The 21,217-nt window shown below is 67.7% G+C and carries 21 protein-coding genes and 1 tRNA gene; 14 read left to right on the top strand and 8 right to left on the bottom strand.

Translation table 11 applies throughout. The features are described 5' to 3' along the window. Positions 1-99: 99 nt before the first annotated feature. The 3 genes from ACFV2O_RS03760 to ACFV2O_RS03770 are packed head-to-tail and all read left to right on the top strand — an operon-like array spanning position 100 to position 4,767. Positions 100-1,911, top strand: a complete 1,812-nt coding sequence (locus tag ACFV2O_RS03760) for an ABC transporter ATP-binding protein (RefSeq protein ID WP_379249937.1) — start codon at positions 100-102, stop codon at positions 1,909-1,911. 2 nt (positions 1,912-1,913) lie between these two features. Next, positions 1,914-4,103 carry an ABC transporter transmembrane domain-containing protein gene (locus ACFV2O_RS03765; RefSeq protein ID WP_379249939.1) on the top strand — a complete coding sequence of 730 codons (2,190 nt, stop codon included), beginning with the start codon at positions 1,914-1,916 and terminating at the stop codon, positions 4,101-4,103. 49 nt (positions 4,104-4,152) lie between these two features. After that, complete coding sequence (locus ACFV2O_RS03770) at positions 4,153-4,767, top strand: putative glycolipid-binding domain-containing protein (RefSeq protein WP_379249941.1); 615 nt, start codon at positions 4,153-4,155, stop codon at positions 4,765-4,767. Positions 4,768-5,095: 328 nt separating this feature from the next. Here the strand turns inward: ACFV2O_RS03770 and ACFV2O_RS03775 are convergent, their stop codons facing one another. Beyond that, positions 5,096-6,106, bottom strand: coding sequence for a prephenate dehydrogenase (locus tag ACFV2O_RS03775; protein ID WP_379249943.1), 1,011 nt, complete (start codon positions 6,104-6,106; stop codon positions 5,096-5,098). Between ACFV2O_RS03775 and ACFV2O_RS03780 the strand changes: the two genes are divergently transcribed. The 4 genes from ACFV2O_RS03780 to ACFV2O_RS03795 all read left to right on the top strand — a co-directional run bounded on the left by ACFV2O_RS03780 (position 6,105) and on the right by ACFV2O_RS03795 (position 7,809). Further along, the gene (locus ACFV2O_RS03780) at positions 6,105-6,644 is read left to right on the top strand and encodes a tRNA adenosine deaminase-associated protein (protein ID WP_195079751.1); all 540 of its coding nucleotides are present in this window, start codon (positions 6,105-6,107) and stop codon (positions 6,642-6,644) included. The two genes, ACFV2O_RS03775 and ACFV2O_RS03780, sit on opposite strands and share 2 nt — an antisense overlap. A 43-nt stretch (positions 6,645-6,687) precedes the next feature. Beyond that, positions 6,688-7,122 carry a nucleoside deaminase gene (locus ACFV2O_RS03785; protein ID WP_379250145.1) on the top strand — a complete coding sequence of 145 codons (435 nt, stop codon included), beginning with the start codon at positions 6,688-6,690 and terminating at the stop codon, positions 7,120-7,122. A 65-nt stretch (positions 7,123-7,187) separates the two neighbouring features. Further along, positions 7,188-7,278 (top strand) — tRNA-Ser (locus ACFV2O_RS03790). Positions 7,279-7,353: 75 nt separating this feature from the next. Next, positions 7,354-7,809, top strand: a complete 456-nt coding sequence (locus tag ACFV2O_RS03795; protein WP_379249945.1) for a deaminase — start codon at positions 7,354-7,356, stop codon at positions 7,807-7,809. A 4-nt stretch (positions 7,810-7,813) separates the two neighbouring features. On the opposite strand, the gene ACFV2O_RS03800 is transcribed toward ACFV2O_RS03795, so the two are convergent. The 5 genes from ACFV2O_RS03800 to ACFV2O_RS03820 are packed head-to-tail and all read right to left on the bottom strand — an operon-like array spanning position 7,814 to position 11,512. Then, positions 7,814-8,761, bottom strand: coding sequence for an antibiotic biosynthesis monooxygenase (locus ACFV2O_RS03800; RefSeq protein ID WP_379249947.1), 948 nt, complete (start codon positions 8,759-8,761; stop codon positions 7,814-7,816). A gap of 5 nt (positions 8,762-8,766) precedes the next feature. Further along, positions 8,767-10,173, bottom strand: a complete 1,407-nt coding sequence (locus ACFV2O_RS03805) for an amidohydrolase family protein (protein WP_379249949.1) — start codon at positions 10,171-10,173, stop codon at positions 8,767-8,769. Positions 10,174-10,225: 52 nt separating this feature from the next. Beyond that, positions 10,226-10,843 (bottom strand): carboxymuconolactone decarboxylase family protein, encoded by a 618-nt coding sequence (locus tag ACFV2O_RS03810; protein WP_379249951.1) that lies wholly within the window; start codon positions 10,841-10,843, stop codon positions 10,226-10,228. A gap of 1 nt (position 10,844) precedes the next feature. Continuing rightward, entirely contained in the window at positions 10,845-11,168 is a 324-nt protein-coding gene (locus tag ACFV2O_RS03815; RefSeq protein ID WP_356963383.1) for a hypothetical protein, read from the bottom strand. A gap of 56 nt (positions 11,169-11,224) precedes the next feature. Next, positions 11,225-11,512 carry a DUF6191 domain-containing protein gene (locus ACFV2O_RS03820; protein ID WP_355073018.1) on the bottom strand — a complete coding sequence of 96 codons (288 nt, stop codon included), beginning with the start codon at positions 11,510-11,512 and terminating at the stop codon, positions 11,225-11,227. 171 nt (positions 11,513-11,683) lie between these two features. Here ACFV2O_RS03820 and ACFV2O_RS03825 point away from each other — a divergent pair, with 171 nt between their 5' ends. Then, positions 11,684-11,884 carry a hypothetical protein gene (locus ACFV2O_RS03825; protein WP_379249953.1) on the top strand — a complete coding sequence of 67 codons (201 nt, stop codon included), beginning with the start codon at positions 11,684-11,686 and terminating at the stop codon, positions 11,882-11,884. Between the two features lie 184 nt (positions 11,885-12,068). Then, a complete protein-coding gene (locus ACFV2O_RS03830) occupies positions 12,069-12,344 on the top strand; it encodes a hypothetical protein (RefSeq protein WP_355073016.1) in 276 nt (91 codons plus the stop codon). Positions 12,345-12,401: 57 nt separating this feature from the next. Here ACFV2O_RS03830 and ACFV2O_RS03835 read toward each other — a convergent pair whose 3' ends face one another. Then, the gene (locus ACFV2O_RS03835) at positions 12,402-14,696 is read right to left on the bottom strand and encodes an MMPL family transporter (RefSeq protein ID WP_379249955.1); all 2,295 of its coding nucleotides are present in this window, start codon (positions 14,694-14,696) and stop codon (positions 12,402-12,404) included. Between the two features lie 203 nt (positions 14,697-14,899). On the opposite strand from ACFV2O_RS03835, the gene ACFV2O_RS03840 reads away from it, so the two are divergent. The 4 genes from ACFV2O_RS03840 (at position 14,900) to ACFV2O_RS03855 (ending at position 19,755) form a co-directional block, all read left to right on the top strand. Then, on the top strand, positions 14,900-15,493 hold the full coding sequence (locus ACFV2O_RS03840) for a helix-turn-helix domain-containing protein (protein ID WP_355073012.1): 594 nt from the start codon (positions 14,900-14,902) through the stop codon (positions 15,491-15,493). A 36-nt stretch (positions 15,494-15,529) separates the two neighbouring features. Continuing rightward, positions 15,530-16,033 (top strand): Rrf2 family transcriptional regulator, encoded by a 504-nt coding sequence (locus tag ACFV2O_RS03845; RefSeq protein WP_355073010.1) that lies wholly within the window; start codon positions 15,530-15,532, stop codon positions 16,031-16,033. A gap of 87 nt (positions 16,034-16,120) precedes the next feature. Further along, on the top strand, positions 16,121-17,854 hold the full coding sequence (locus ACFV2O_RS03850) for an ABC transporter ATP-binding protein (protein WP_356963385.1): 1,734 nt from the start codon (positions 16,121-16,123) through the stop codon (positions 17,852-17,854). After that, positions 17,851-19,755, top strand: coding sequence for an ABC transporter ATP-binding protein (locus ACFV2O_RS03855; protein WP_355073006.1), 1,905 nt, complete (start codon positions 17,851-17,853; stop codon positions 19,753-19,755). Before ACFV2O_RS03850 ends, ACFV2O_RS03855 begins: the two co-directional genes overlap by 4 nt. Positions 19,756-20,111: 356 nt before the next feature. On the opposite strand, the gene ACFV2O_RS03860 is transcribed toward ACFV2O_RS03855, so the two are convergent. Next, entirely contained in the window at positions 20,112-20,618 is a 507-nt protein-coding gene (locus ACFV2O_RS03860; RefSeq protein WP_379249958.1) for an SgcJ/EcaC family oxidoreductase, read from the bottom strand. A gap of 62 nt (positions 20,619-20,680) precedes the next feature. On the opposite strand from ACFV2O_RS03860, the gene ACFV2O_RS03865 reads away from it, so the two are divergent. After that, on the top strand, positions 20,681-21,148 hold the full coding sequence (locus ACFV2O_RS03865; RefSeq protein ID WP_379249960.1) for a MarR family winged helix-turn-helix transcriptional regulator: 468 nt from the start codon (positions 20,681-20,683) through the stop codon (positions 21,146-21,148). Positions 21,149-21,217 lie beyond the last annotated feature (69 nt).

Consider the following 21,217-nt stretch of genomic DNA (forward strand, 5'->3'; position numbering starts at 1 on the left):
GACGAGCGTTCCGGTGCGACCCTGAGATGTCGGACCCTGCTGCGAACATCACCGTGGGTCTCGTTCTCCGCCGCCAGTCACATACCTACAGGGGGAGTCTTGTCTGTCACGCTGGACGTTTCGTCGGCCGAATCGGAGGCCGACAGAACGGAGCGGCCCGCCGCCACGGGCCGCTTGCATTCCCTGCGCCGATTCTGGCCGTACCTGCGTCCGCACGTCCGCATTCTGCTCGCCGCCAGCGGACTGGCGCTGCTGTCCGGCCTGACGGCCGTCGTCATCCCGCTGATGATCGCGCGGATCATCGACGGCCCGGTCGCCCACCGCGATCTCGCGGGCGCGCTCGGGCCGGTGGCCGTGGTCCTGGCGCTCGGCCTGGTCGAGGCCGGTGGCGTGTGGGGACGCCGCTGGCTGATCGCCGCCCCCGCGACGCGAATCGAGATCACGCTGCGCGCCAAGATCTTCCGGAAGCTGCAAGCGTTGTCGATCGGCAGGCACGACGCGTGGGAGTCGGGTCAGCTGCTGTCCCGCGCGATCGAGGACCTGGCCACCATGCGCCGGTTCGTCTCGTTCGCGGGACCGTTCCTGCTCATCCACTGCGTGATCATTCCGGTAGGCCTGCTCGTGCTGATCGGGCTGAGCCCGCAGATCGGGCTGATCTTCGCGGTGATCGCCATTCCGCTGGTGTTCATCTGCATTCGTTTCGAGCGCAGGTACGCGGTGGCCTCGCGGCATTCGCAGGACCAGTCCGGGGACCTGGCCACCACGGCCGAGGAGTCCGCGCAGGGCGTTCGGGTGCTCAAGGCGTTCGGGCGAGGCGTGTTCTTCGGCCGCCGCTTCACCGCCCAGGCGCAGGAATTGCGGCAGACCGAGCTGCTGAAAGCGCGCCTGGACGCGACGTTGTGGTCGAGCATGCTGAGCATTCCGCAACTGGCCATCGCGTTCGCGCTCGGCTACGGCGGGTACGCGGTGGCGCACGGCACGATGACGCTCGGCACCTTGATCGCGGCCATCACGCTGGCGACCTTCCTGCAGTGGCCGATCATCTGGACCGGCTTCCTGCTCGCGGAACTGAACGACGCGCGCACCGCTGCCGACCGATACTGGGAGATCATCGACACCCCGGTCGACATCACCGATCCGGCCGATCCGGTGCGCTTGCCGGACCGCATCCGTGGTGAATTGCGATTGGAGGCTGTGCGTTTCGCTTTTCCCGACGCGGAGAACGAGGTGCTGCGCGAGGTGTCGTTGCGGGTGCGCCCCGGCGAGACGGTGGCGCTGGTCGGCGCGACGGGAAGCGGCAAGACGGCGCTGCTCAACTTGATCCCGCGCTTGTACGACGTGACGGGCGGTGCGATCACCATCGACGGCATCGACATCGCGGCGATGCGGGTCGCCGACCTGCGATCGCTGGTGTCGGTCGCCTTCGAGGAACCGGTGTTGTTCTCGGCGAGTGTGCGGGAGAACGTCGCGCTCGGCGACCCGTCCGCCACGGACGCCGATGTGCGCCGCGCCCTGGAGGTCGCGCAGGCCACCGCGTTCGTCGACGACCTGCCCTGGGGCTTGGACACCAGGATCGGTGAACAGGGCTTGAGCCTGTCCGGTGGCCAGCGGCAGCGCCTCGCGCTGGCTCGCGCGGTGCTCACCGGCGCGGGCGGAGGCAGGCGCAGCCGGATCATGGTGCTCGACGACCCGCTGTCCGCGCTCGACGTGGAGACCGAGGAGCGAGTGCAGGAACGCCTGCGCACCGTGCTGGCCGACGCGACCACGCTGCTCGTCGCGCACCGTCCGTCCACGGCCGCGTTGGCCGACCGGGTGGCGGTGCTCGCCGACGGCCGGGTCGTCGCGGAGGGCACCCACGATCAATTGCTGCGCACCAGTAAGAGCTACCGCGAACTGATGGGAGGTGAGTAGCTGTGAGTACTACGACCACTGTCTCGGAAGACGAAGCGCCGGAGAGTGATCCGACCCGTGCGGAAGGCGCGGCCGACTGGCGCGGCATCGCGGGCGAGGACAAGGAGGTCACCGAGACCGGGAACCTGGTGCTGGCCGGACGCTCCCGGCGGCTGCTGCTCGACCTGGTCAGGCCCTACCGCAAGCTCACCGGCCTCGCGCTGGTGCTCATCGTGCTGGACAACATCGCGAAGGTGTCCGCGCCACTGTTCGTCGCGCACGCGCTGGACACCGGCATCGCGCGCGGTGTCGCGGGCGACTGGGCGCCGCTGGCCAGGGCCGTGGGCGGCTACGTCGGCTCGATCATGCTCGGCTCGATCTGTACGTACTCCTTCCTGCGGGTGACCGGCAGGCTCAGCCAGAGCGTGTTGTTCGACCTGCGCGTGCGCGCGTTCACACATGTGCAGCGGCTCAGCGTCGCCTTCCACGAGAAGTACACCTCCGGCAAGGTGGTGGCGCGGCTCACCGGCGACATCGAGACGCTGCAGGAACTGCTGGAAAGTGCGCTCAACCAGGCGCTGAGCGCGATCCTGTCGGTGCTGACCATCGCGGCGCTGCTGATCTACCTGGACCAGGCGCTCGCCGCGATCGTGCTGATCGGATTCGTTCCCCTGGCGCTGGTCACCCGCTGGGCGCAGCGCAGGCAGCGAGCGGGCTACCGGCGCACGCGCGCCGCGATCGCCAAGGTGGTCGTGCAGTTCGTCGAGTCGATGGGCGGCATGCGGGCGGTGCAGGCGTTCCGCCGGGAGCAGCGCAACGAGTCGGTGCTCGCGGTGGAGGACTCCGAATACCGCCAGGCGACCACCGCGGCCATGCGCGGCATGGGCGACTACGCGGGTTTGACCAAACTGCTCGGCAACCTCACCACGGTGACCATCATCGTGGTCGGCGCCTGGCGCGTGATCGAGGGCGATCTCGCGGTCGGCGTGCTCGCGGCCTACCTGCTGTACCTCAACGAGTTCTACGGGCCGCTGGACGAGCTGGCGCAGGTGTTCAACGCCTACCAGTCCGCGGCGGCCGCGTTGGAGAAGATCTCGGGAGTGCTCGAGGAGGAGCCGTCCGTGCCGGAGCCGGCGCGGCCGATCGCCCTGGCGAAGGCGTCCGGCGCGGTACGGATGGAGAAGGTGTGGTTCGGCTACGCGGCCGGTTCGACAGCCGACAGCGGCGCATCCGCGAAGTCGGATGCCGTCCGGCTGGACGACGGCGGCCGTCGTGCCGGCGCGGTGGGTGATTCGGCGGTCCGCCCGGGCGGCGCCCCGACCGGTGACGAACCGGACAGCCCGTCGGATGTGCGAGGCCTGGCCGCGACCGGCAAGCCGTTGGCCGGTTCGCACGTCCCGCCCGGTGCGCCCAGGAGTGTCGGCGGGCGCTCGCCGAGCAGCGCCGTCGCGGCGGAGTCGAACGCGCCTGCCGACGCCCTGCCGGTACCGTCCGCGGATTCGCCGGTGCGGTCGGATCGCCGGACGCGACCGGTGCTGCCGGAGTTCACCTTGGACATCCCGGCCGGGCAGATCATCGCCCTGGTCGGTGCGACCGGTGCGGGCAAGTCGACGCTGGCGAAGCTGCTGACGCGGTTCTACGACCCGTCCGGCGGCGTGGTCACCCTGGACGGCGTCGACCTGCGCCTGCTGTCCGACGCCGATTTGCGCCGCAACGTGGTGATGGTCACCCAGGAGTCCTACCTGTTCTCCGGTTCGGTGGCCGACAACATCCGGTTGGGCAGGCCGGAGGCCACCGACGCGGAGGTGTTCGCGGCGGCCCGCGCGGTCGGCCTGTACGACTTCGTGCAGGCGTTGCCCGAGGGCTTCGGCACCGACGTGCGCAAACGCGGCGGCAGGCTCTCGGCGGGGCAGCGGCAGCTGGTCGCGTTCGCGCGGGTGTTCCTGGCCGATCCCGCCGTGATCGTGCTGGACGAGGCCACGTCGAGCCTGGACATCCCCAGCGAACGGCTGGTGCAGCGGGCGCTGGAGACCGTGCTGCGCGGCCGCACGGCCGTGATCATCGCGCACCGGCTGTCCACGGTGGCGATCGCGGACCGGGTGCTGGTGCTCGAGTCCGGCCGGATCGTCGAGGACGGCGCGCCGGATGCCCTGATCGCGGGGACCGGCCGGTTCGCCGACCTGCACGCGGCGTGGCGGGAGTCGCTCGTGTGATGAGCGGCGGTTCTACGGGCGGGGGCCGGACGTCGCTTACGGTAGATACGTGACGACCCCAGCCTCCGACCCCGAGAGCCCCGCCGCGAACACGCAGGAATCCCGGTGGCCGGCGATCCTCACCTGGCGCGCCCACGACGCGACCCGGATGGAGTCGGTGCGGGTACAGCTCAATGGCAACCGCATTCGCGCCACCGGGCGGATGATCGGCGGGGCCGGCGCCGACCATCCCGCGTTCAGCGCGTCGTACGACCTGGTCACCGACGAGAACGGCGTGACGAAGCGGCTGTCGCTGCGCACCACGACGGCCGCCGGGGAGCGGCACGCCTCCATCGCCCGCGACGAGGAGAACTACTGGCTCGTCGACGCGGGCGGCAACCACGTGCGCTCCACCTTCGCCGGAGCACTCGACGTTGACGTGGTGCTCAGCCCGTTCTTCAACACCCTGCCGATCCGCCGCTACGACCTGCAGCACGCGGTCGAGGACGTCCAGGTCCCTGTGGTCTACGTCCGTCTGCCCGACCTGCTCGTCCAAGAGGCCACGCTGGTCTACAGCAGCGCCGCCGACGGCATCAGCGTGCTGTCGCCGGTCTCCAGCGCGACGGTCACGGTGGACGCCGACGGCTTCCTGCTGGACTACCCGGGGCTGGCCGAACGGATCTGACGCGGCACCGCGTGACGGCCCACGACCTGGCTGCGCGAGTCGAGGCTTTCGTGCCGAGGACCCGGGTCGTCGAGCCCCGAGGTTCCGGTGATCGCCACCGGCGCTCCCGGAACGCGCCTGCCACCGAAGGCCGCGCCGGGTCGACACCCGCGGCCGGTCTCTCGGCGCCGCGACTACTGGACGGGAGGCAGTGTCGTCGGAGCTGCCCAGACTCGCGCAGCTGGACGCGGATGGACCTCCGCCGGAGAAAACGTCGCGAAGTGTTCACCCGCGATCGGCAGCGGCCGGACGACTCTGGAATGTCGGGGAGGGGACGGTTCTCGCGCGGTCAGTTCAGCCGGGTGATGACCCCACCGCGCTCGCCTGCCGCCCGCAGGTCTTCCAGCCAATCGCGGTCGCCGGGACGAATGTCCGTGATCTCCCAGCGGCGCGCGGATTCATAGCGCTGTCGCGCGTCGTGCCCGGCTTCGACCAGGTCCGCGAGGGATTGCTTGTCGCGCAGGCTGTCGCGCGCCGCGCCGAGCACGGTGAGTGTCTCGTCCAGAACTTCCAGTAGCGCCGCGGAATTCGGTTCGCAGATCGCGCGAACCAGGTCGGGCGCCGTGCCCGCGACGCGAGTGCCGTCCCGGAACGACCCGGCCGCGAGTCCCAGCGCGAGTTCACCTCCGGTGGCGCCCGCCAGGGCCAGTGCCTCGGCGAGCACATGCGGAAGGTGGGAGATGCGGGCCACAGCGCGATCGTGTTCCGCGGCCACGACCGGTACCACCACCGAGCCGCAATCCAGCGCCAGGCGCACGACGCGGCTCCACGGGTCGACCCGCGTGCCCTTGTCGACGCCGACCGCCCACACCGCGTCGCGGAACAACGTGGGATCGGTGGCGGCCCAGCCGGATTCGGACGTACCGGCCATCGGATGGCCGCCGACGTACCGCTCGGCGAGTCCGTGTTCGCGTACGGCCGCCGCGACCGGCCCTTTCACGCTCACCACATCGGTGAGCGCGCATTCCGGCGCGTAGTCGGCGATCGCCGAGAGCATGTGGTCCACCGCGGGCATCGGCACCGCGACGACGATCAGCGCGTCGGTCTCCGCGGCGCGCCGCAGCGCGGCAGGTAGGTCTTCGGTGACGTCGAATCCGTCGGCACGGGCGGCCTGCGCACCCACCGCGGAGCGGTTGTATCCCCAGCCGTCGTAGCCCGCGCCGACGGCCGCACGCAACAGCGAACCACCGATCAAACCGGTCCCGAGGACGCACACGGGTGCTTTCTTCGCCGAAGTCACCCGAACAGATTGGCATACGACTTCAACATTTCCGCTCGAGCAGACTACCGTTGCGGCCATGGCAGCACAGCGCTCGGGCACGAACAGGGCGGCGTCGGACGATTACGACGACGTGGAAGGGTTCGCAGTGGCGGTTGTCCGCGAAGAAGGCAAATGGCGGTGCAGTCCGCTGAGCCGGGACGCGCTCACCGATTTGTCCGCCGCGGAAAACGAACTGAAGGCTTTGCGCAGCTCCGGAGCGGTGTTCGGATTGCTCGACATCGACGACGAGTTCTTCATCGTGCTCCGGCCCGCGCCGAGCGGAACCCGGATGCTCGTCTCGGACGCCACGGCCGCGATCGATTACGACATCGCCGCGGACGTCCTAGAGGCCCTGAACGTGGAAATCCCCGATATCGATCCGGATGAACTGGACGACGTGGAGCCGTGGGAGGAGGGCGACCTCGGTGTGCTCGCCGATCTGGGCCTGCCCGAACCGGTGCTGAGCGTCATCCTCGCCGAGACCGATCTCTATCCGGATGAGCAGCTCGGCATGATCGCCCAGCGTCTCGGCTTCGCCGGTGAATTCGCCGCGGTGCTGGATAAACTGCCGCGCTGACGTGCGCGTTCTCCCGGACGACCCGTTCTCCGTCGACGCCGATATGGTGCGGGCGGCCATCGCCGCCGCGGCGGCCGCCGGGGAGCGTGACGTACCCGTCGGCGCTGTCGTGTTCGACTCCGCCGGAATGGAACTCGCGCGAGCCGCGAACGCGCGGGAGGCGCTGGGCGATCCGACCGCGCACGCGGAGATCTTGGCGCTGCGTCGTGCCGCCGCGGTCCACGGTGACGGGTGGCGGCTGGAGGGCGCCACGCTCGCCGTGACGCTGGAGCCGTGCACCATGTGCGCTGGCGCCCTGGTGCTCGCGCGGGTAGGGCGTCTGGTCTTCGGCGCGTGGGAGCCGAAGACCGGCGCCGTCGGGTCGCTGTGGGACGTGGTGCGTGACCGCCGTCTCAACCACAGGCCGCAGGTACGCGGCGGAGTGCTCGCGGACGAATGCGCGGCGTTGCTCGACGAGTTCTTCCGCACCCAGCGCTGAGCCACCCACACCCCAGGTCTACAGGCGATTTAGTGATCCGGCACCGGTCCGGTATGGTTGTCGGCGGTGGCGTGTCCGAGCGGCCTAAGGAGCACGCCTCGAAAGCGTGTGAGGGGTAACCCCCCTCCGAGGGTTCAAATCCCTCCGCCACCGCCAAAGCCCCTCATCTGTTCGTGCAGGTGAGGGGCTTTTTTCATCTTCCGCAGGACGAGTCGAAGGAGATTGATTCCGGTGACCGAGCCCGACCACCATTACTGGATGAACCGGGCCATCGAACTCGCGCGCTTGTGCCCGGTGGCGGAGGGCGCGTTCTCGGTGGGTGCGGTGATCGTCGCCGATGGTGCGGAGATCGCCACCGGCTATTCGCGTGAGTCCGATCCCAAGGAGCACGCCGAGGAGGCCGCGCTCCGCAAGGTGGACCCGGCCGATCCCCGGCTGGCGCGTGCCACGATCTACAGCACGCTGGAACCCTGCTCGGAGCGGGGGTCGAAGGATCGGCTGCCGTGCACGGACCGGATACTGCGGGCCGGTATTCCGGTCGTGGTGATCGCGTGGCGCGAGCCGTCGACATTCGTGGCGAACTGCGTGGGCGTGGAGAAACTGCGGCAGGCGGGGGTCACGGTGGTCGAGCTCGCCGACCTCGCCGAGGCGGCGATGTCGATGAACCGGCACCTCGACCTGTCCTGAGTCTTCAGTCGTAGTCCCAGTACTGCAGCCAGCGCACCGACGCGAACAGCAGCAGTGTCAGCGCGTAGAGGACGACGACCACCGCCGCTCCGACGATGCTGATCCGCGGGTTCGCGCCGTCGACCGGGTCCAGCCACCGGCGGAACCGGCGCGCGACCGCGGGTGAGAGGAAATAGCTCATCACGCCCACGCTCACGATCTGGCTGAGCCACAACGCCAGCCACGGCTGCGCGCCGAGCCGGTCGAGCGCCGGACCGAGAAATCGGGACAGCACCATCACCGTCGGATACAACACCAGCAACACCAGCATGGCGGTCTTCCAAGTCGGTGTCATCCTGGTCTCGCCGTCGACCGTGCGGACGGTAGATCCGAACGGCGTGGTGTGCGCGTCCACGGTGAAGTCCTCGGTCAGCTTCGAACGCAATTCCGGTAGCGCGGCGGCGCGTTCGTCCGAGCGCAGCCATTCCGTCAACTGCCGTTGTGTCCGGAATCGGAGCACCGAGAACCAGCGGCCGCCGTCCGCCGGGAAAAGGGCGGCGCCCTCGAATCCCGGAAATCTCGAACTCGCCGCGACGAGCTGCGCCTCGGTCGCCTCGAATTCGAATTCCTTGTCGCGTGCGACACTGTGCCGGAACACGCAGACGCCCGGCGGCGGCGACTCTCCCTCGACGATGATCAGATCGGCGCTCTTGCAATGGAAGCCGCGCGCTTCACCATCGGCGACGGTGGCTGCCCGTTCGGCCGAGTCCAGGAATTCGTGCAGCAATGACTCGGATCGGAATGTGACGCTGAATCCCGGTTCGAGCATCGGGCTCTCGGTCACCGCGACGGAGGAATGCGTGAACCCGGGCATCGCGCGGGCGATTTCGGTCAGCCGCGCCAACCAGTCCCGGAAGGCCGCGTCGTTCGCCGGCCGGTGAAAGACCGTTACGACGGTCGCCGCGGCATTCATCGGCGCTACACGACGTCGACGCGACGGCCCCGCACGTAGACCTCGGTGATCGCGGGCTCTCGGATACCCATCAGCAAGGCGAACAGTGTCTGATCCCGGGCCAGTACGGGGTCGTCGGAGCGAACGCCGTATGCCAGCGTGCTTTCCAGCGCTGGAACACGCGCCGGTTCGACCACGATGAAGTCGGCTTCCTTACCGACGTCGAAATTCCCGAAACGGTTCTCCATATCCAAGGCACGCGCACCGGCCAGCGTGCCGGTGAACAGCATTTCCGCGGGATGCATCGACACGCCCTGCTCGCCCGGCTCGGAGATGTGCACTTTGAACGCGGCGGAAAGTACCTGTGGAATAAGCCATTCGTCGCCACCGCCGTAATCGGTGCCCGCGGCCACCGTGACGCCGGAGGCGAGCGTCCGCTTCCACGGCATCGTGCCGGAACCGAGGAACTGCTGCGATACCGGGCAGTGCGCGACCGACGTGCCGGTTTCGGCCATCCGCCGCAGTTCGTCGTCCTGGCAGTGCACGCAGTGGGCGAGAATGGCGCGCTTGCCGAGCATGCTCTTGCCGCCCACGGCCGATCCGGGCAGGAACTTCCCGTCGTAGGTGTCCAGATAGGTCGCCACGTCGTACGCCTGCTTGGTGGCATCGACTTCGCCGGTGCCAGGGCGGTTGTTCTCGTTGAGATGACTGTGGAAATAGACGCCGCGTTCGCGTACCGAATCATAGAGATCGCCCAGGTTTTTCAGCGTCGTGCGAGTAACCGCCAGCGAGAATCGCGGAACGACCGCCACGTGCAGCAGCGCCGTGTCCACGTCACCGGTGTCGGCGGCATGCCATTTGTCGATCTCTTCGCTCGTCAATCGGATGGCGTCGTCTTCGGTGGTGATCAGCGGCGCCGCCGCATCCGCTCCGGTCGTTTGGATTCCCCGGCCTGCGACAATCCGCAGACCACGCCGCCGGGTCTCGGTGAACAGGGCGTCCTGCGCATGCGGGAACGCCGAGCCGAAGACCATCGCCGCCGTGGTCCCCGCTGCGATGCGCCGTGCACAGAACTCGGTGGCCGCCGATAGCGCGAATTCTGGATCGGCATAACGGGATTCCGCGGGGTACATACATAATTCGAGCCACTCCAGCAGTTGGCCGCCGCCGTAGGCATCGCCCGCGAAGGTCTGAGGGAAGTGGATATGCGTGTCGACGAATCCGGGAAGCAGGAATCCTGGACGATGATCGAACACTTCTCCGGCGCGGTGCTCGGCCGGGATATCGGAGCGCGATCCGCAGAATACTATCCGGCCGCTTTCCCCGATTATCAGCGCACCGTCCGGCAGATCGGCCAACGCGTCGGCCGCATCGCCGGCTGCGGGACTTCCGGCGATGTGGAAAATGTGCCCCAAGTGGACTTGGCTCACCATTCGAGGAAAACACACATGGATCCGGCATGCGAGCGGATCGGGTGAAATGCGGTCAGACGCCGCGCGAGAACAATGTCACCGGAGGCGGCATACGGTAGCCGGCGAGTTTGATGAATCGGGCGCTCACGCTGCGCTGCGCGTCCTCCAGCGGGCCCGCTCCGACCGTGTTCATCATCCGGTTGATCACGTTGAAGCAAGTGCCGACCCAGACGGCCTCGTCGAACGCTTCCCGGGAGACGCCCGCCAGCCGGACCAGCGCGGCGTCCTCGGCGGTCAACCCGCCCGGGTCACGAGCCATCTTCGCGAGGAAGGCCAGCATCGCGCGCGCCTCGGGACGCAGCGGGGAGTCCGCGCCGCCGGCCAAGGCGCGGGTCACCACGTCGGCGTCGACGTAGGCGCCCGCGATCGCCTCGTGCGAGGTGGCGCAGAACGGGCACTCGTTGGCCTGCGAGGTATGCGTCGCGAAGATCTCCCGTTCGGCGACGGTCCAGTACGACGGTCCGCGCATGATGTCCTGGATCAGCTCCGACAGCGGCGACCCGAAGAACCTGTGCCGGTAGAACAACACTTTGAGCACGGCGGGAACCTCCACGCCGCTGAACCGCCGCATGGTCCACAACACGAGTTTGGTCGGCCGGTCGTGACCGGAACGCACTGCCTCCAGCCACATCTCAGTACCCCTCCCAAGCCAGGCGCGCGGCGCGCAGGCGCCGGTCGGCCGCGCCGTAGGCGGCGACCGCGGTCGCCTCGAAGATCTCGTCGTCGGTGTGCCCGGCCGCTTTGAGCGCCGTGATCTCCTGCTCGGTGACCCGATAGGAGCGGTCGGCCACCAGGTCCGCGAACGTGGCGAGTTCAGCGGGAACGTCCTGGCCGGAGTCGGCTGTCCCGGCGGCTCTGGCTCGCAGCGCCCGGCGGACCCGGCTCGACAGCCGCGCTGGGGCGGACTCGAGATGCTCGCCGAACAGCTGCCATTTCTCATTCATCGAGCCGCGCATGGGCCTCATTCTGTCCGACGACGGTCACCTTCGCTGAGAATCACGGGCGCGCAGCGCTACTCATTACCGACCCTGCGCAATACGACCTTGCGACCGGCCAGGTCGACACCGATCAGCGGCGGTGCCCCCTGGTCCTGCTCGTCGCGCAACATCGACACCGATTCGCGATGGTCGAGCTCCATGCGTTTGGTCGAGTAGAACAGCGCGGTGAATTCGTCGGTGAACGTGCCGGAGATCGGTGTGCGGCGGCGCCTGCGGCGCTTGTTCACGGTCAACTCGTAGACGGCCACCAGCACGAGCAGGATCACCCAGCCTGGAATCGTCCACTGGAACAGCGCCGCCATGCCACCGAAGGTACCAGCCGGCAGTCCCGTAGAACCGGAGTGAAAATTGTCCTTTTCATGAGGGGTAACCGACGTGATCGCGGGTATACGCCCGATACGCAAGTGCGGGGAAGGACGCGATGCCAGATGCGCCGTCGGACAATCCGCGCGGGAACGATGCGCGAGAGAAACATGAGAATCGGAAGTGTAATCGTCTTGATCTGGTTGCTGATCGGCGTGGTCGCCGCAGCACAACGGCACTATTTCGACAGCGGGCCGGTCAACTGCGCCAGTTTCGGCACCATCGCCGTCACGGTGATCGCGGGACCGCTCAACTACATGGGCGTCAACCCGAAGGTCGCGGATTGCAATGTCCCGCAACCGAGCCCGTAGTTCGATCGAGTAACCGCGGACGGCCGGGTGGGTATACCGCCCGGCTGTCCGCTTTTCGTCTGCCGGGCCGTGAACCAAATATTTGCTGAGACGCGATTCGATCCACACTACCTCGGGCTGATTGGGTAACTGTCGGTGTGGCCGGGTATCCCCCTCGACGGGGAGCACGGAAGGAACCGAGGAGATGCGTGATTACGGGCGTCGTGAGCGTGATTACGAACGTCGTGCGCGTGCCGGCCGCGGCCCGGGCATAGGCTCCCGGGTGCTCGGGTTCCTGCTGCTGGCCTGGCTGGCGATCGGCCTGCTCGCGGCCGGGCAGCGGCACTATTTCGACAGCGGGCCGCCGTTGAACTGCGCCGGTTGGGGCACGATCGGTCTCACCGCCCTCGCGGGCCCGCTCAACTATGTCGGCGTCGATCCGAAGGTCGGCGACTGCGAACTGCCGCAACCGAGCCGGTGAAACGCACTCGGCCCCGCATCCGGACTCCGGATGCGGGGCCGAGCCATGGCCTTCGGATCAGCTGACGCCGACCGGCACCTTCGCCGTCTCGGCGGAACGCCGCTGCAACTCACGCAGCTTCGTACCCTCGACGTCGATATCGGGCAGGATGCGGTCGAGCCACTTCGGCATCCACCACGACCACTTGCCCATCAGCACCAGTAGCGACGGGATCAGCACCATGCGGACGATGAACGCGTCCAGCAGCACGCCGACCGCCAGGGCGAAACCGAACGACTTCGCGGTCACGTCGGTCTCCAGCAGGAACGAGCCGAACACCGAGATCATGATGATCGCCGCCGAGGTCACCACGCGCGCGCCGTGGTGGTAGCCGGCGACCACCGCGTCCTTGGCCGACCTGCCGTGCACGAACTCCTCGCGCATCCGGGTCACCAGGAAGACCTGGTAGTCCATCGCGAGGCCGAACACCAAGCCGATCAGCATGATCGGCATGAAGCTGACCAGCGGATGCGGGTCCTCGATCAGGCCGAGCTTGCCCTCCTGGAAGATCAGCACGGTCGCGCCGAAGGTCGCGGCCATCGACAGCAGGAACCCGAGCGCCGCCGTGAGCGGCACCAGGATCGACCGGAACACCAGGATGAGCAGGACGAACGCCGCGCCCGCCACGATCGCCAGGTAGGGCACGATCTTGCTGAGCAGCACGTGGTCCACGTCGGCGAAGATCGCCGTGGTGCCGGTGATGCCGTACTCGATGCCGTACTCGGCCTTCAGCTGGCCCTCGGCCTCCCTGGCGTCGCGCACCAGATCCTTGGTGGCCTGGTTGTTGGGCCCGGACTTGGGCACGCCGTTCAGCAGCGCGCCCTGCTGGTCCTGGCTCCACTGCGGCTCGGTCACGTAGTCCATGTCGGGGTAGGACGCGAGCTTGTCGCGCAGCGCCTTCACCGCGGCGTCCCGGTTCTCGGCGGGGACGGCGCTCAGGTCGGCGGCCACGTTCAGCACGCCGTTGCTGCCCTCGCCGAAGCCTTCGGTCCGCAGCTCGTAGGCCTTCCGGATGGTGGAGGTCTTCGGCATGCTGTCCTCGCCGGGCAGGCCCAGGTTCAAGCCGGCCGCGGGGGCGGCGAGCGCGCCGAGCACCACGACGCTCAGGATCAGCGCGACCCACGGCGCGCGGCCGATCAGGCGGCCGAAACGCATGCCGTTGGTGACCGAGTTCTCGTCCTCGGGATCGTGCTGTGCGACCACCGGCAGCTTCGGCTTGAACAGGAACCGGCCGAACGCGCCGAGCAGCGCAGGCATCAGCGTGATCGCCGTGAGCACCGCGAAACCGGCGGCGATGGCCCCGCCCAGACCCATGAACGTCATGAACTCGACACCGACGATGCTCAGGCCCGCCAGCGCGATGATGACGGTCAGACCGGCGAACACGACGGCGGAACCGGCCGTACCGAGCGCGGTGCCGGCGGCCTCTTCCGGCGAATCCTGCACCGCGAGTTCGTGCTTGTACCTGGACACGATGAACAGCGCGTAGTCGATGGACAGCGCGATGCCGATCATCGAGGCGAGGAAGGTGGTGAAGCTGGGGATCTCGATCACCGAGGTGCCGAGCATGATCAGCGAGGTGGCCGCGCCGAGGCCGATGATCGCGGTGACGATCGGCACGAACGCCGCGACGATGGCGCCGAACGCCACGACCATCACGACCAGCGCGACGGCCATGCCGATCATCTCGGACTTGCCGCTGGGCGCTTCTTGCTTCTGCGCGATCGAGCCGCTCATCTCGACCGTCAGCCCGGCGTTGCGCGCGTCGGCGGCCACGTCGTAGGCCGTTTCCCTCTGGGCGTCGGTCACGTCGGTGACCTTCGCGATCGTGAACGGGACATTGATCACAGCCACGGTCGCGGGCGCGGTCTTGCTCAGCACGTTCAGCGGGGCGGCGCTGCACTGCGCGGGATCGGGATTGCTCAGGCAGCCCATCTTCTCGGTCGCCTCGACCGGGTTGGTGATGGGTTTGCCGTGGTCGACGATGTCGAGCTGGCCGAGTTTGGCGATGAACGCGTCCAGCGCCGCACGGTTCGCCGGATCGGTCAGCGTCTGACCCTCCGGCGCGGCGGCGACGTAGGTGCCGGTGACCGCGTCGAACTTGTACGCGGCGGAGGCGCCGGGGAAGTGTTTGTCGAGGATTTCGTTGGCACGCTCCGAGGGCAGGTTGGGCATGCTGAAGTCGTTGCTCATCGGCTTGCTGAGCTGCGCGCCCAGGCCACCGAGGAGCACGAACAAGACGAGCCAGACGGGAAGCACTATCCATTTCCGGCGGAAGGCGAACTTCCCCCATCTGTACAGGTAAACGGACACGACTGGTTACTCCTAGCGATGACTGGGATCGTGCTGGTTCTGCGTGTAGACAGCACTCGCGGAGGTGCCCTGCCTGCCTCCGCCTCCACTGACGCTTTCTGCCTACCGTGCGGTAGGTAGACTACCCAGGAGCTAAGCGGAGGTACAACCTCAATTTTACGGGTGATCTTCGCTCGATGCGAAGGTGATGAGAGGATCGTCGAATGGCCGTGCGTGACGCACCCGGCGCTGTAGCCGCAGGTGGAAGCACTAAAATCGCGATTCGGGACGCCGCGGTAAAGCTGTTCGGAGCCAAAGGATTCGAACAGACGAGCCTGCGCGAGGTCGCGGATGCGGTAGGAATCACAAAGGCGTCGCTCTACTATCACTACGCGTCGAAGCTCGATCTGCTATTGGCGATCATCGATCCGATCGTCGATCTCATGCGTTCGGTGGTGGACGATCTCGACCGGGTGCCGCACGACGCCGAAGGCATCCGCCAGGTGCTGCGGACGTATCTGCGCGGTCTGATCCATCACCGTGACGCCGGGGCGCTGGTCGTGCGCGACACGGTCGCGATCATCAACGCCATGGCCGACCGCTACCCCGATCTGATGAACACCAGCAAGGCGCTGCGCGAGTGGCTGGCCGGACCGGACGCCACCGAGGAGGCGCACCTGCGCGCCTGCGCCGCGCTCGAGGTGATCGGTGTTGCGCTGGTGTCCAAGGAACTCGTGCCTGGTGCGGACGACTCGCTGGTGGAATCGTCACTGCTGGACGCCGCGACCTGTGTGCTCGCGGGCGGCGGCGCCGCGTAGATTCGAGCCATCCCCTCGACGCCAGGAGTCGCTGCTGTGCACATCACCGCGAAGGTCGATTACGCGGTGCGAACGCTGCTCGAGATCGCCAGTGCGCCGCGGCTGGACCAGTCGGCGGTCGGACTCGGCGCACCCCTTGTGCAGGCCGCGCCGGTGGTCAAGGCCGAAGCGATCGCCACCGCCCAGCGGATTCCGCCCAAGGTGCTCGAGTCCGTGCTCGGCGAACTGCGCCGCGCGGAACTCGTGATCAGCAGGCGCGGCCCGGACGGCGGCTACTGGCTGGCCAGGCCGGCCGCCGACATCTCCATCGCCGACGTGATCCGCGCGATCGAGGGCCCGCTCGCGTCGGTGCGCGGCGCGCGGCCGGAGGACGTCCGCTATGCCGGTGCGGCCGAGCCGTTGCAGCGGGTGTGGATCGCGCTGCGGGTCAATATTCGCGCGGTGCTGGAGAACGTCACCATCGCCGACATCGCGAGCAACCGGCTGCCCGGATTCGTCGAAACGCTCACCGAAGACCCAGGCGCCTGGGCGCGCCGCTAGCTCCGCAGACCCCGACGGGAGAGCATTCATGCAGGTCAGAAATCTTCACGGCGTATCGCGCCGACAGCCGGTAGCCTGCGATTCATCATGCTGACCCAACTGCTCCGCACGCATCTGTACCCCTACCGCACCCAGCTCGCGGGGGTCGTTGTGCTTCAGCTGATTTCCGTGATCGCGATGCTGTATCTGCCGAGCCTCAACGCTGACCTGATCGACAACGGCGTCACCAAAGGTGATCTCGGCTACATCTGGAGCACCGGCTTGTGGATGCTCGCGGTCACGGGCGTGCAGATCGTCGCGTCGGCCGCTTCGGTCTATCTCGGCGCCCAGGCGGCCATGGGCGCGGGCCGCGATCTGCGTGGCGCGCTGCTGCACCGCGTCGGCACCTTCTCCGCGCGCGAAGTGGGCATGTTCGGCGCGCCCTCGCTGATCACCCGCAATACCAACGACATTCAGCAGGTTCAGCTGCTCATCGTGATGTCGGCGACCATCCTGGTGATGGCGCCGATCATGTGCGTCGGCGGCATCATCATGGCGTTGCGCGAGGATCTCGGCCTGTCCTGGCTGCTGCTGATCGCGGTGCCCGCGCTCGGCCTGTCCATGGCCGTGCTGATCTCCAAGATGGTGCCCGGCTTCCGCGACATGCAAGCCAGGATCGATGAGGTGAACCGGGTACTGCGCGAGCAGATCACCGGCATTCGCGTGGTGCGGGCCTTCGTGCGGGAACGGCAGGAGACCTGGCGGTTCGGCCTGGCCAACACCGAACTCACCGACACCGCGCTGCGGGTCGGCCGGTTGATGGCGCTGATGTTCCCCACGGTCATGCTGATCAGCAACGTCACCGCGGTCGCGGTGATCTGGTTCGGCGGGCACGCGATCGACGCCGGGCACATGCAGATCGGTTCGCTCACCGCGATGCTGTCCTACATCATGCAGATCCTGATGGCCGTGATGATGGCCTCGTTCCTGGCCATGATGGCGCCGCGCGCCGCGGTGTCGGCCGACCGGATCGGTGAAGTGCTCGACACCGAGTCCTCGGTGCACCCGCCGCGCCTGCCGCAGCCGTTCACCGACGACCCGGCTGTCGTGGATTTCCGGTTCGCCGAGTTCGCCTTCCCCGGCGCGGAGAAGCCGGTGCTGAAAGCCATCCGATTCGAGGTGCGCCCCGGCACCACCACCGCGATCGTCGGGTCCACCGGCGCGGGCAAAACCACGCTGATCAACCTCATACCCCGGCTGATGGATGTCACCGACGGCGCGGTCTATATCGGCGGCACCGACGTGCGCCACATCGACCTGGAGGTGTTGCGCTCGCAGATCGGCCTGGTGCCGCAGAAGGCGTACCTCTTCTCCGGCACGGTCGCGAGCAACCTGCGCTATGGCAATCCGCACGCCACCGACGAGGAGCTGTGGCGCGCGCTGGAGATCGCGCAGGCCGCCGACTTCGTCCGCGAGATGCCGGAGGGTCTGCAGACCCCCGTCGCGCAGGGCGGCACCACCGTTTCCGGAGGCCAGCGTCAACGGTTGGCCATCGCCCGAGCGCTGGTGAAGAAGCCCCGGGTGTATCTGTTCGACGACTCGTTCTCCGCGCTGGACGTGGCGACCGACGCCAGGCTGCGGGAGGCGCTGAAGCCGGAGACCGCGGACGCCTCGGTTGTCATCGTCGCGCAGCGCATCGCGACCATCCGGGACGCGGATCAGATCGTGGTGCTCGAAGATGGCGCGATAGCCGGCATCGGCACGCACGAGCAGCTCCTGCGGGAGTGCTCGGAGTACCGGGAGATCGTCGAGTCGCAACTGAGTGCCGAGGAGGCGCGATGAGACCCGGAATGCCAACGCCCGGTGCGCCGGGCACCAAGGCGAAATCGTTCGTGCCCTCGCTGAAACGACTGTTGCGCAGGCTCGCGCCGGAGCGGTTACAGGTCGCGCTGATCATCGCGCTCGTCATCGTCTCGGTGGTGCTGAACACCGTCGGCCCGTACATCCTCGGCAAGGCGACCAACCTGGTCTTCGACGGCGTGGTCGGCAAACAGCTGCCGCCCGGCGTGTCCAAGGACCAGGCGATCGAAGCCCTGCGAGCCAAGGGCGACAACACTTTCGCCGACATGCTCAGCGCCATGGACGTGGTGCCAGGGGTGGGGGTCGACTTCGGCGCGGTCGGGCGGGTCCTCGCCTTGGTGCTGGCGCTGTACATCGGTGCGGCCGTCTTCGGGTGGTTGCAGGGGTACCTGCTCAACATCGTGATCAACCGGACCGTGAAGCGGCTGCGCAGTGAGGTCGAGGACAAGATCCATCGACTTCCGTTGCGCTACTTCGACTCCGCGCCGCGCGGTGACGTGCTCAGCCGGGTGACCAACGACGTCGACAACGTCTCGCAGAGCCTGCAACAGACCATGAGCCAGCTGCTCATCTCGGTGTTCTCGGTGCTCGGCATCCTGGTCATGATGTTCTGGATCTCCTGGCAGCTCGCGGTGATCGCCTTGCTCACCGTGCCCGCCGCCATCGTGGTCACCGCGCAGATCGCGAAACGGTCCAAGCCGCACTTCGTCGACCAGTGGAAGTACACCGGCCTGGTCAACGCCCAGGTCGAGGAGGCGTACACCGGGCACGAGGTGGTCACCGCGTTCGGCCGCAACCGCGAGGTCGGCAAGGCATTCGATGAGCGCAACGAACAGCTGTATCAGGCGAGCTTCAAAGCGCAATTCATCTCCGGCCTGATCATGCCCTCGATCATGTTCCTGGGGAACGTGAACTTCGTGCTGGTCGCGCTCGTCGGCGGGTTGAAGGTGGCCACGGGCAGCCTCTCGCTCGGCGAGGTGCAGGCGTTCATCCAGTACTCCCGCCAGTTCAGCCAGCCGCTGACCCAGCTCGGTGCGATGGCCAACCTGCTGCAGTCCGGCGTCGCCTCGGCCGAGCGGATCTTCGAGATCCTGGACGCCGAGGAGCAGAGCCCGGACCCGGTGATGGCCGACGCGCGCCCGGTCGACCGCGGCCGGGTGGAGTTCGAGGCCGTCTCGTTCCGGTACGAACCCGACAAGCCGGTGATCGAGCGGCTGTCGCTGGTGGCGGAGCCCGGGCACGTGGTCGCGATCGTCGGCCCCACCGGCGCGGGCAAGACCACGCTGGTGAACCTGCTCATGCGGTTCTACGAACTGGACGCGGGCACCATCACCATCGACGACGTCGACATCACCGAGATCACCCGCGACAACCTGCGCTCGCGCATCGGCATGGTGTTGCAGGACACCTGGCTGTTCAAGGGCACCATCCGGGAGAACATCGCCTACGGCAACCCGAACGCGAGCGAAGAGGAGATCCTCGCCGCGGCGCGCGCCGCCTATGTCGACCGCTTCGTGCACGCGCTGCCCGACGGCTACGACACGATCATCGACGAGGAGGGCTCCGGCGTCAGCGCCGGCGAGAAACAGCTGATCACCATCGCGCGCGCGTTCCTCGCCAAACCGTCCATCCTCATCCTGGACGAGGCGACCAGCTCGGTGGACACCCGCACCGAACTGCTCGTGCAGCACGCCACCGCCGCCTTGCGCCGCGACCGGACCAGTTTCGTCATCGCCCACCGCCTGTCCACCATCCGCGACGCCGACCTGATCGTCGTCATGGAAGCGGGCCGGATCGTGGAACACGGCTCGCACGAACGCTTGCTCGACGAGCGCGGGGCGTACTACCGCCTGTACAACGCCCAGTTCGCGGGCGCTGTGTAGTTTGGCCGCGCCTTCGGCGCGGCTGTGTTGGTTTTTCCAGCGCCTGCGGCGCTGGGTGTTCGCGGCCCTCTTATGGCTCGCGTCCGAGCGACCACCGCTGGCGACTTCGTCGCGGACGCGGCGGCCGCTCGGACGCGAGCCGGGCCGCGAACGGCGCATGCTCGGTCTCGCTTCGCTCGAAAGACGTGGCTGCGGTGCGCTGCGCACTTATGCATCAAAGCTCGGCATCAGGCGCACGCGGCGCGTGGTAGTTGACTGTCGGTTGGCCTATCTGGGACCTATTACGGGCATGGTGTCTTCTGGGGAGAAGCCCGGCGGTAGTTATCCCGTGCAACTGACCGCCTGCGCACCGGCTCTCACGATCGCTTGTGGCCGAAACCGAGGCGTCGCGCCAGGCGGGCCATGAGCTGGGACATTCTCGACGGGAAGGAATCCGGTTCGGGGATGCGTACCGGGCGGACGCGGCCGTTGTGCAGCGCGGTGATCTTCCAGCCCTGGTCGGTGCGGACGGTCACCAGTGTCTGGCGGGACAGGCGGCGTTCGGGCAGCCGGGAACGCCAGGGCATCAGGACCGATGCTGTGCCGTGCAGGATCGCCGCGTCGGGGCTGATGAAGCGGATCGACTCGAGATCGCCGACCAGTGCCGAACCGGCCAGGACGCCGCGGAAGAGCTTGGCGTGGTTGGCCTGGTGCTCGCTGCGGCCGATGGCTCGGGTGCCGTCGTAGGAGACGTAGTCGGAGTCCTCGGTGAACAGCGCAGCGTAGGCGGCGGCATCGTTATCGGTCCAGGCTTGCATGAGGTTGTCGAACAGGCCGCGCAGGGCTGGATCGTCGGCGCGGCGCTGGTCGAGTGTCGTGTTCATGGGAGCGTGCCTTTCGATGTTAAGATTCGGAGATCGAAATGTACGATAGACGAAAGTTTCGAATGTCGAAAGATGAATTGATCGGTGCGATCGCGCAGGAGTTGCGGCTGCTGCAGCAGAGTTTCGACGCCTTCGACGAGGCCGCGGCGGTGGGCCTGGGATTGAATCGCACCGACCTGCGCTGCCTGGACATCGTGCTCGGCCGTGGGCCGCTGGCGGCGGGGGAGCTCAGCGTCGCGCTGCGACTGAGTCCCGCTGCCACCACCACCGTCATCGACCGATTGGCGCGGGCCGGATTCGTCTCGCGCGCACAAGATCCCGGCAATCGGCGGCGGATACTGGTGGAAGGCACCGCGCGGGCCGAGGAGGTGGCGCGAGAGATCTTCGAACCCGTCGGCATGGCGGGGGCCGACGCTCTCACTCGGTTCGACACCGACGAGCTGCAGATCGCGCTCGACTTCCTGCGCACCGCACTGCGCGTGCACCAGGAGCAGACCGAGCGAGTGTCGCGTCTCGGTGAATCCGACTGACCGGGGCCGAGGGCCGGGGCGAGCGGTGGCCTGGTTCGGGCGGCGACTGCCGAACTGCGAGGATAGCGG

It is taken from the genome of Nocardia sp. NPDC059691 (assembly GCF_042733915.1).
Taxonomy (GTDB): Bacteria; Actinomycetota; Actinomycetes; order Mycobacteriales; family Mycobacteriaceae; genus Nocardia; species Nocardia sichangensis.

Bases quoted from the DNA above. Each gene is read 5' to 3' on its own strand.
- ACFV2O_RS03780 (WP_195079751.1), top strand. From the start codon at position 6,105: ATGGCAGCACAGCGCTCGGGCACGAACAGGGCGGCGTCGGACGATTAC.
- ACFV2O_RS03775 (WP_379249943.1), bottom strand. From the start codon at position 6,106: ATGGCCGCAACGGTAGTCTGCTCGAGCGGAAATGTTGAAGTCGTATGC.
- ACFV2O_RS03785 (WP_379250145.1), top strand. From the start codon at position 6,688: ATGGTGCGGGCGGCCATCGCCGCCGCGGCGGCCGCCGGGGAGCGTGAC.
- ACFV2O_RS03800 (WP_379249947.1), bottom strand. From the start codon at position 8,761: ATGAATGCCGCGGCGACCGTCGTAACGGTCTTTCACCGGCCGGCGAAC.
- ACFV2O_RS03805 (WP_379249949.1), bottom strand. From the start codon at position 10,173: ATGGTGAGCCAAGTCCACTTGGGGCACATTTTCCACATCGCCGGAAGT.
- ACFV2O_RS03810 (WP_379249951.1), bottom strand. From the start codon at position 10,843: ATGTGGCTGGAGGCAGTGCGTTCCGGTCACGACCGGCCGACCAAACTC.
- ACFV2O_RS03815 (WP_356963383.1), bottom strand. From the start codon at position 11,168: ATGCGCGGCTCGATGAATGAGAAATGGCAGCTGTTCGGCGAGCATCTC.
- ACFV2O_RS03820 (WP_355073018.1), bottom strand. From the start codon at position 11,512: ATGGCGGCGCTGTTCCAGTGGACGATTCCAGGCTGGGTGATCCTGCTC.
- ACFV2O_RS03825 (WP_379249953.1), top strand. From the start codon at position 11,684: ATGAGAATCGGAAGTGTAATCGTCTTGATCTGGTTGCTGATCGGCGTG.
- ACFV2O_RS03830 (WP_355073016.1), top strand. From the start codon at position 12,069: ATGCGTGATTACGGGCGTCGTGAGCGTGATTACGAACGTCGTGCGCGT.
- ACFV2O_RS03840 (WP_355073012.1), top strand. From the start codon at position 14,900: ATGGCCGTGCGTGACGCACCCGGCGCTGTAGCCGCAGGTGGAAGCACT.
- ACFV2O_RS03850 (WP_356963385.1), top strand. From the start codon at position 16,121: ATGCTGACCCAACTGCTCCGCACGCATCTGTACCCCTACCGCACCCAG.
- ACFV2O_RS03855 (WP_355073006.1), top strand. From the start codon at position 17,851: ATGAGACCCGGAATGCCAACGCCCGGTGCGCCGGGCACCAAGGCGAAA.
- ACFV2O_RS03860 (WP_379249958.1), bottom strand. From the start codon at position 20,618: ATGAACACGACACTCGACCAGCGCCGCGCCGACGATCCAGCCCTGCGC.
- ACFV2O_RS03865 (WP_379249960.1), top strand. From the start codon at position 20,681: ATGTCGAAAGATGAATTGATCGGTGCGATCGCGCAGGAGTTGCGGCTG.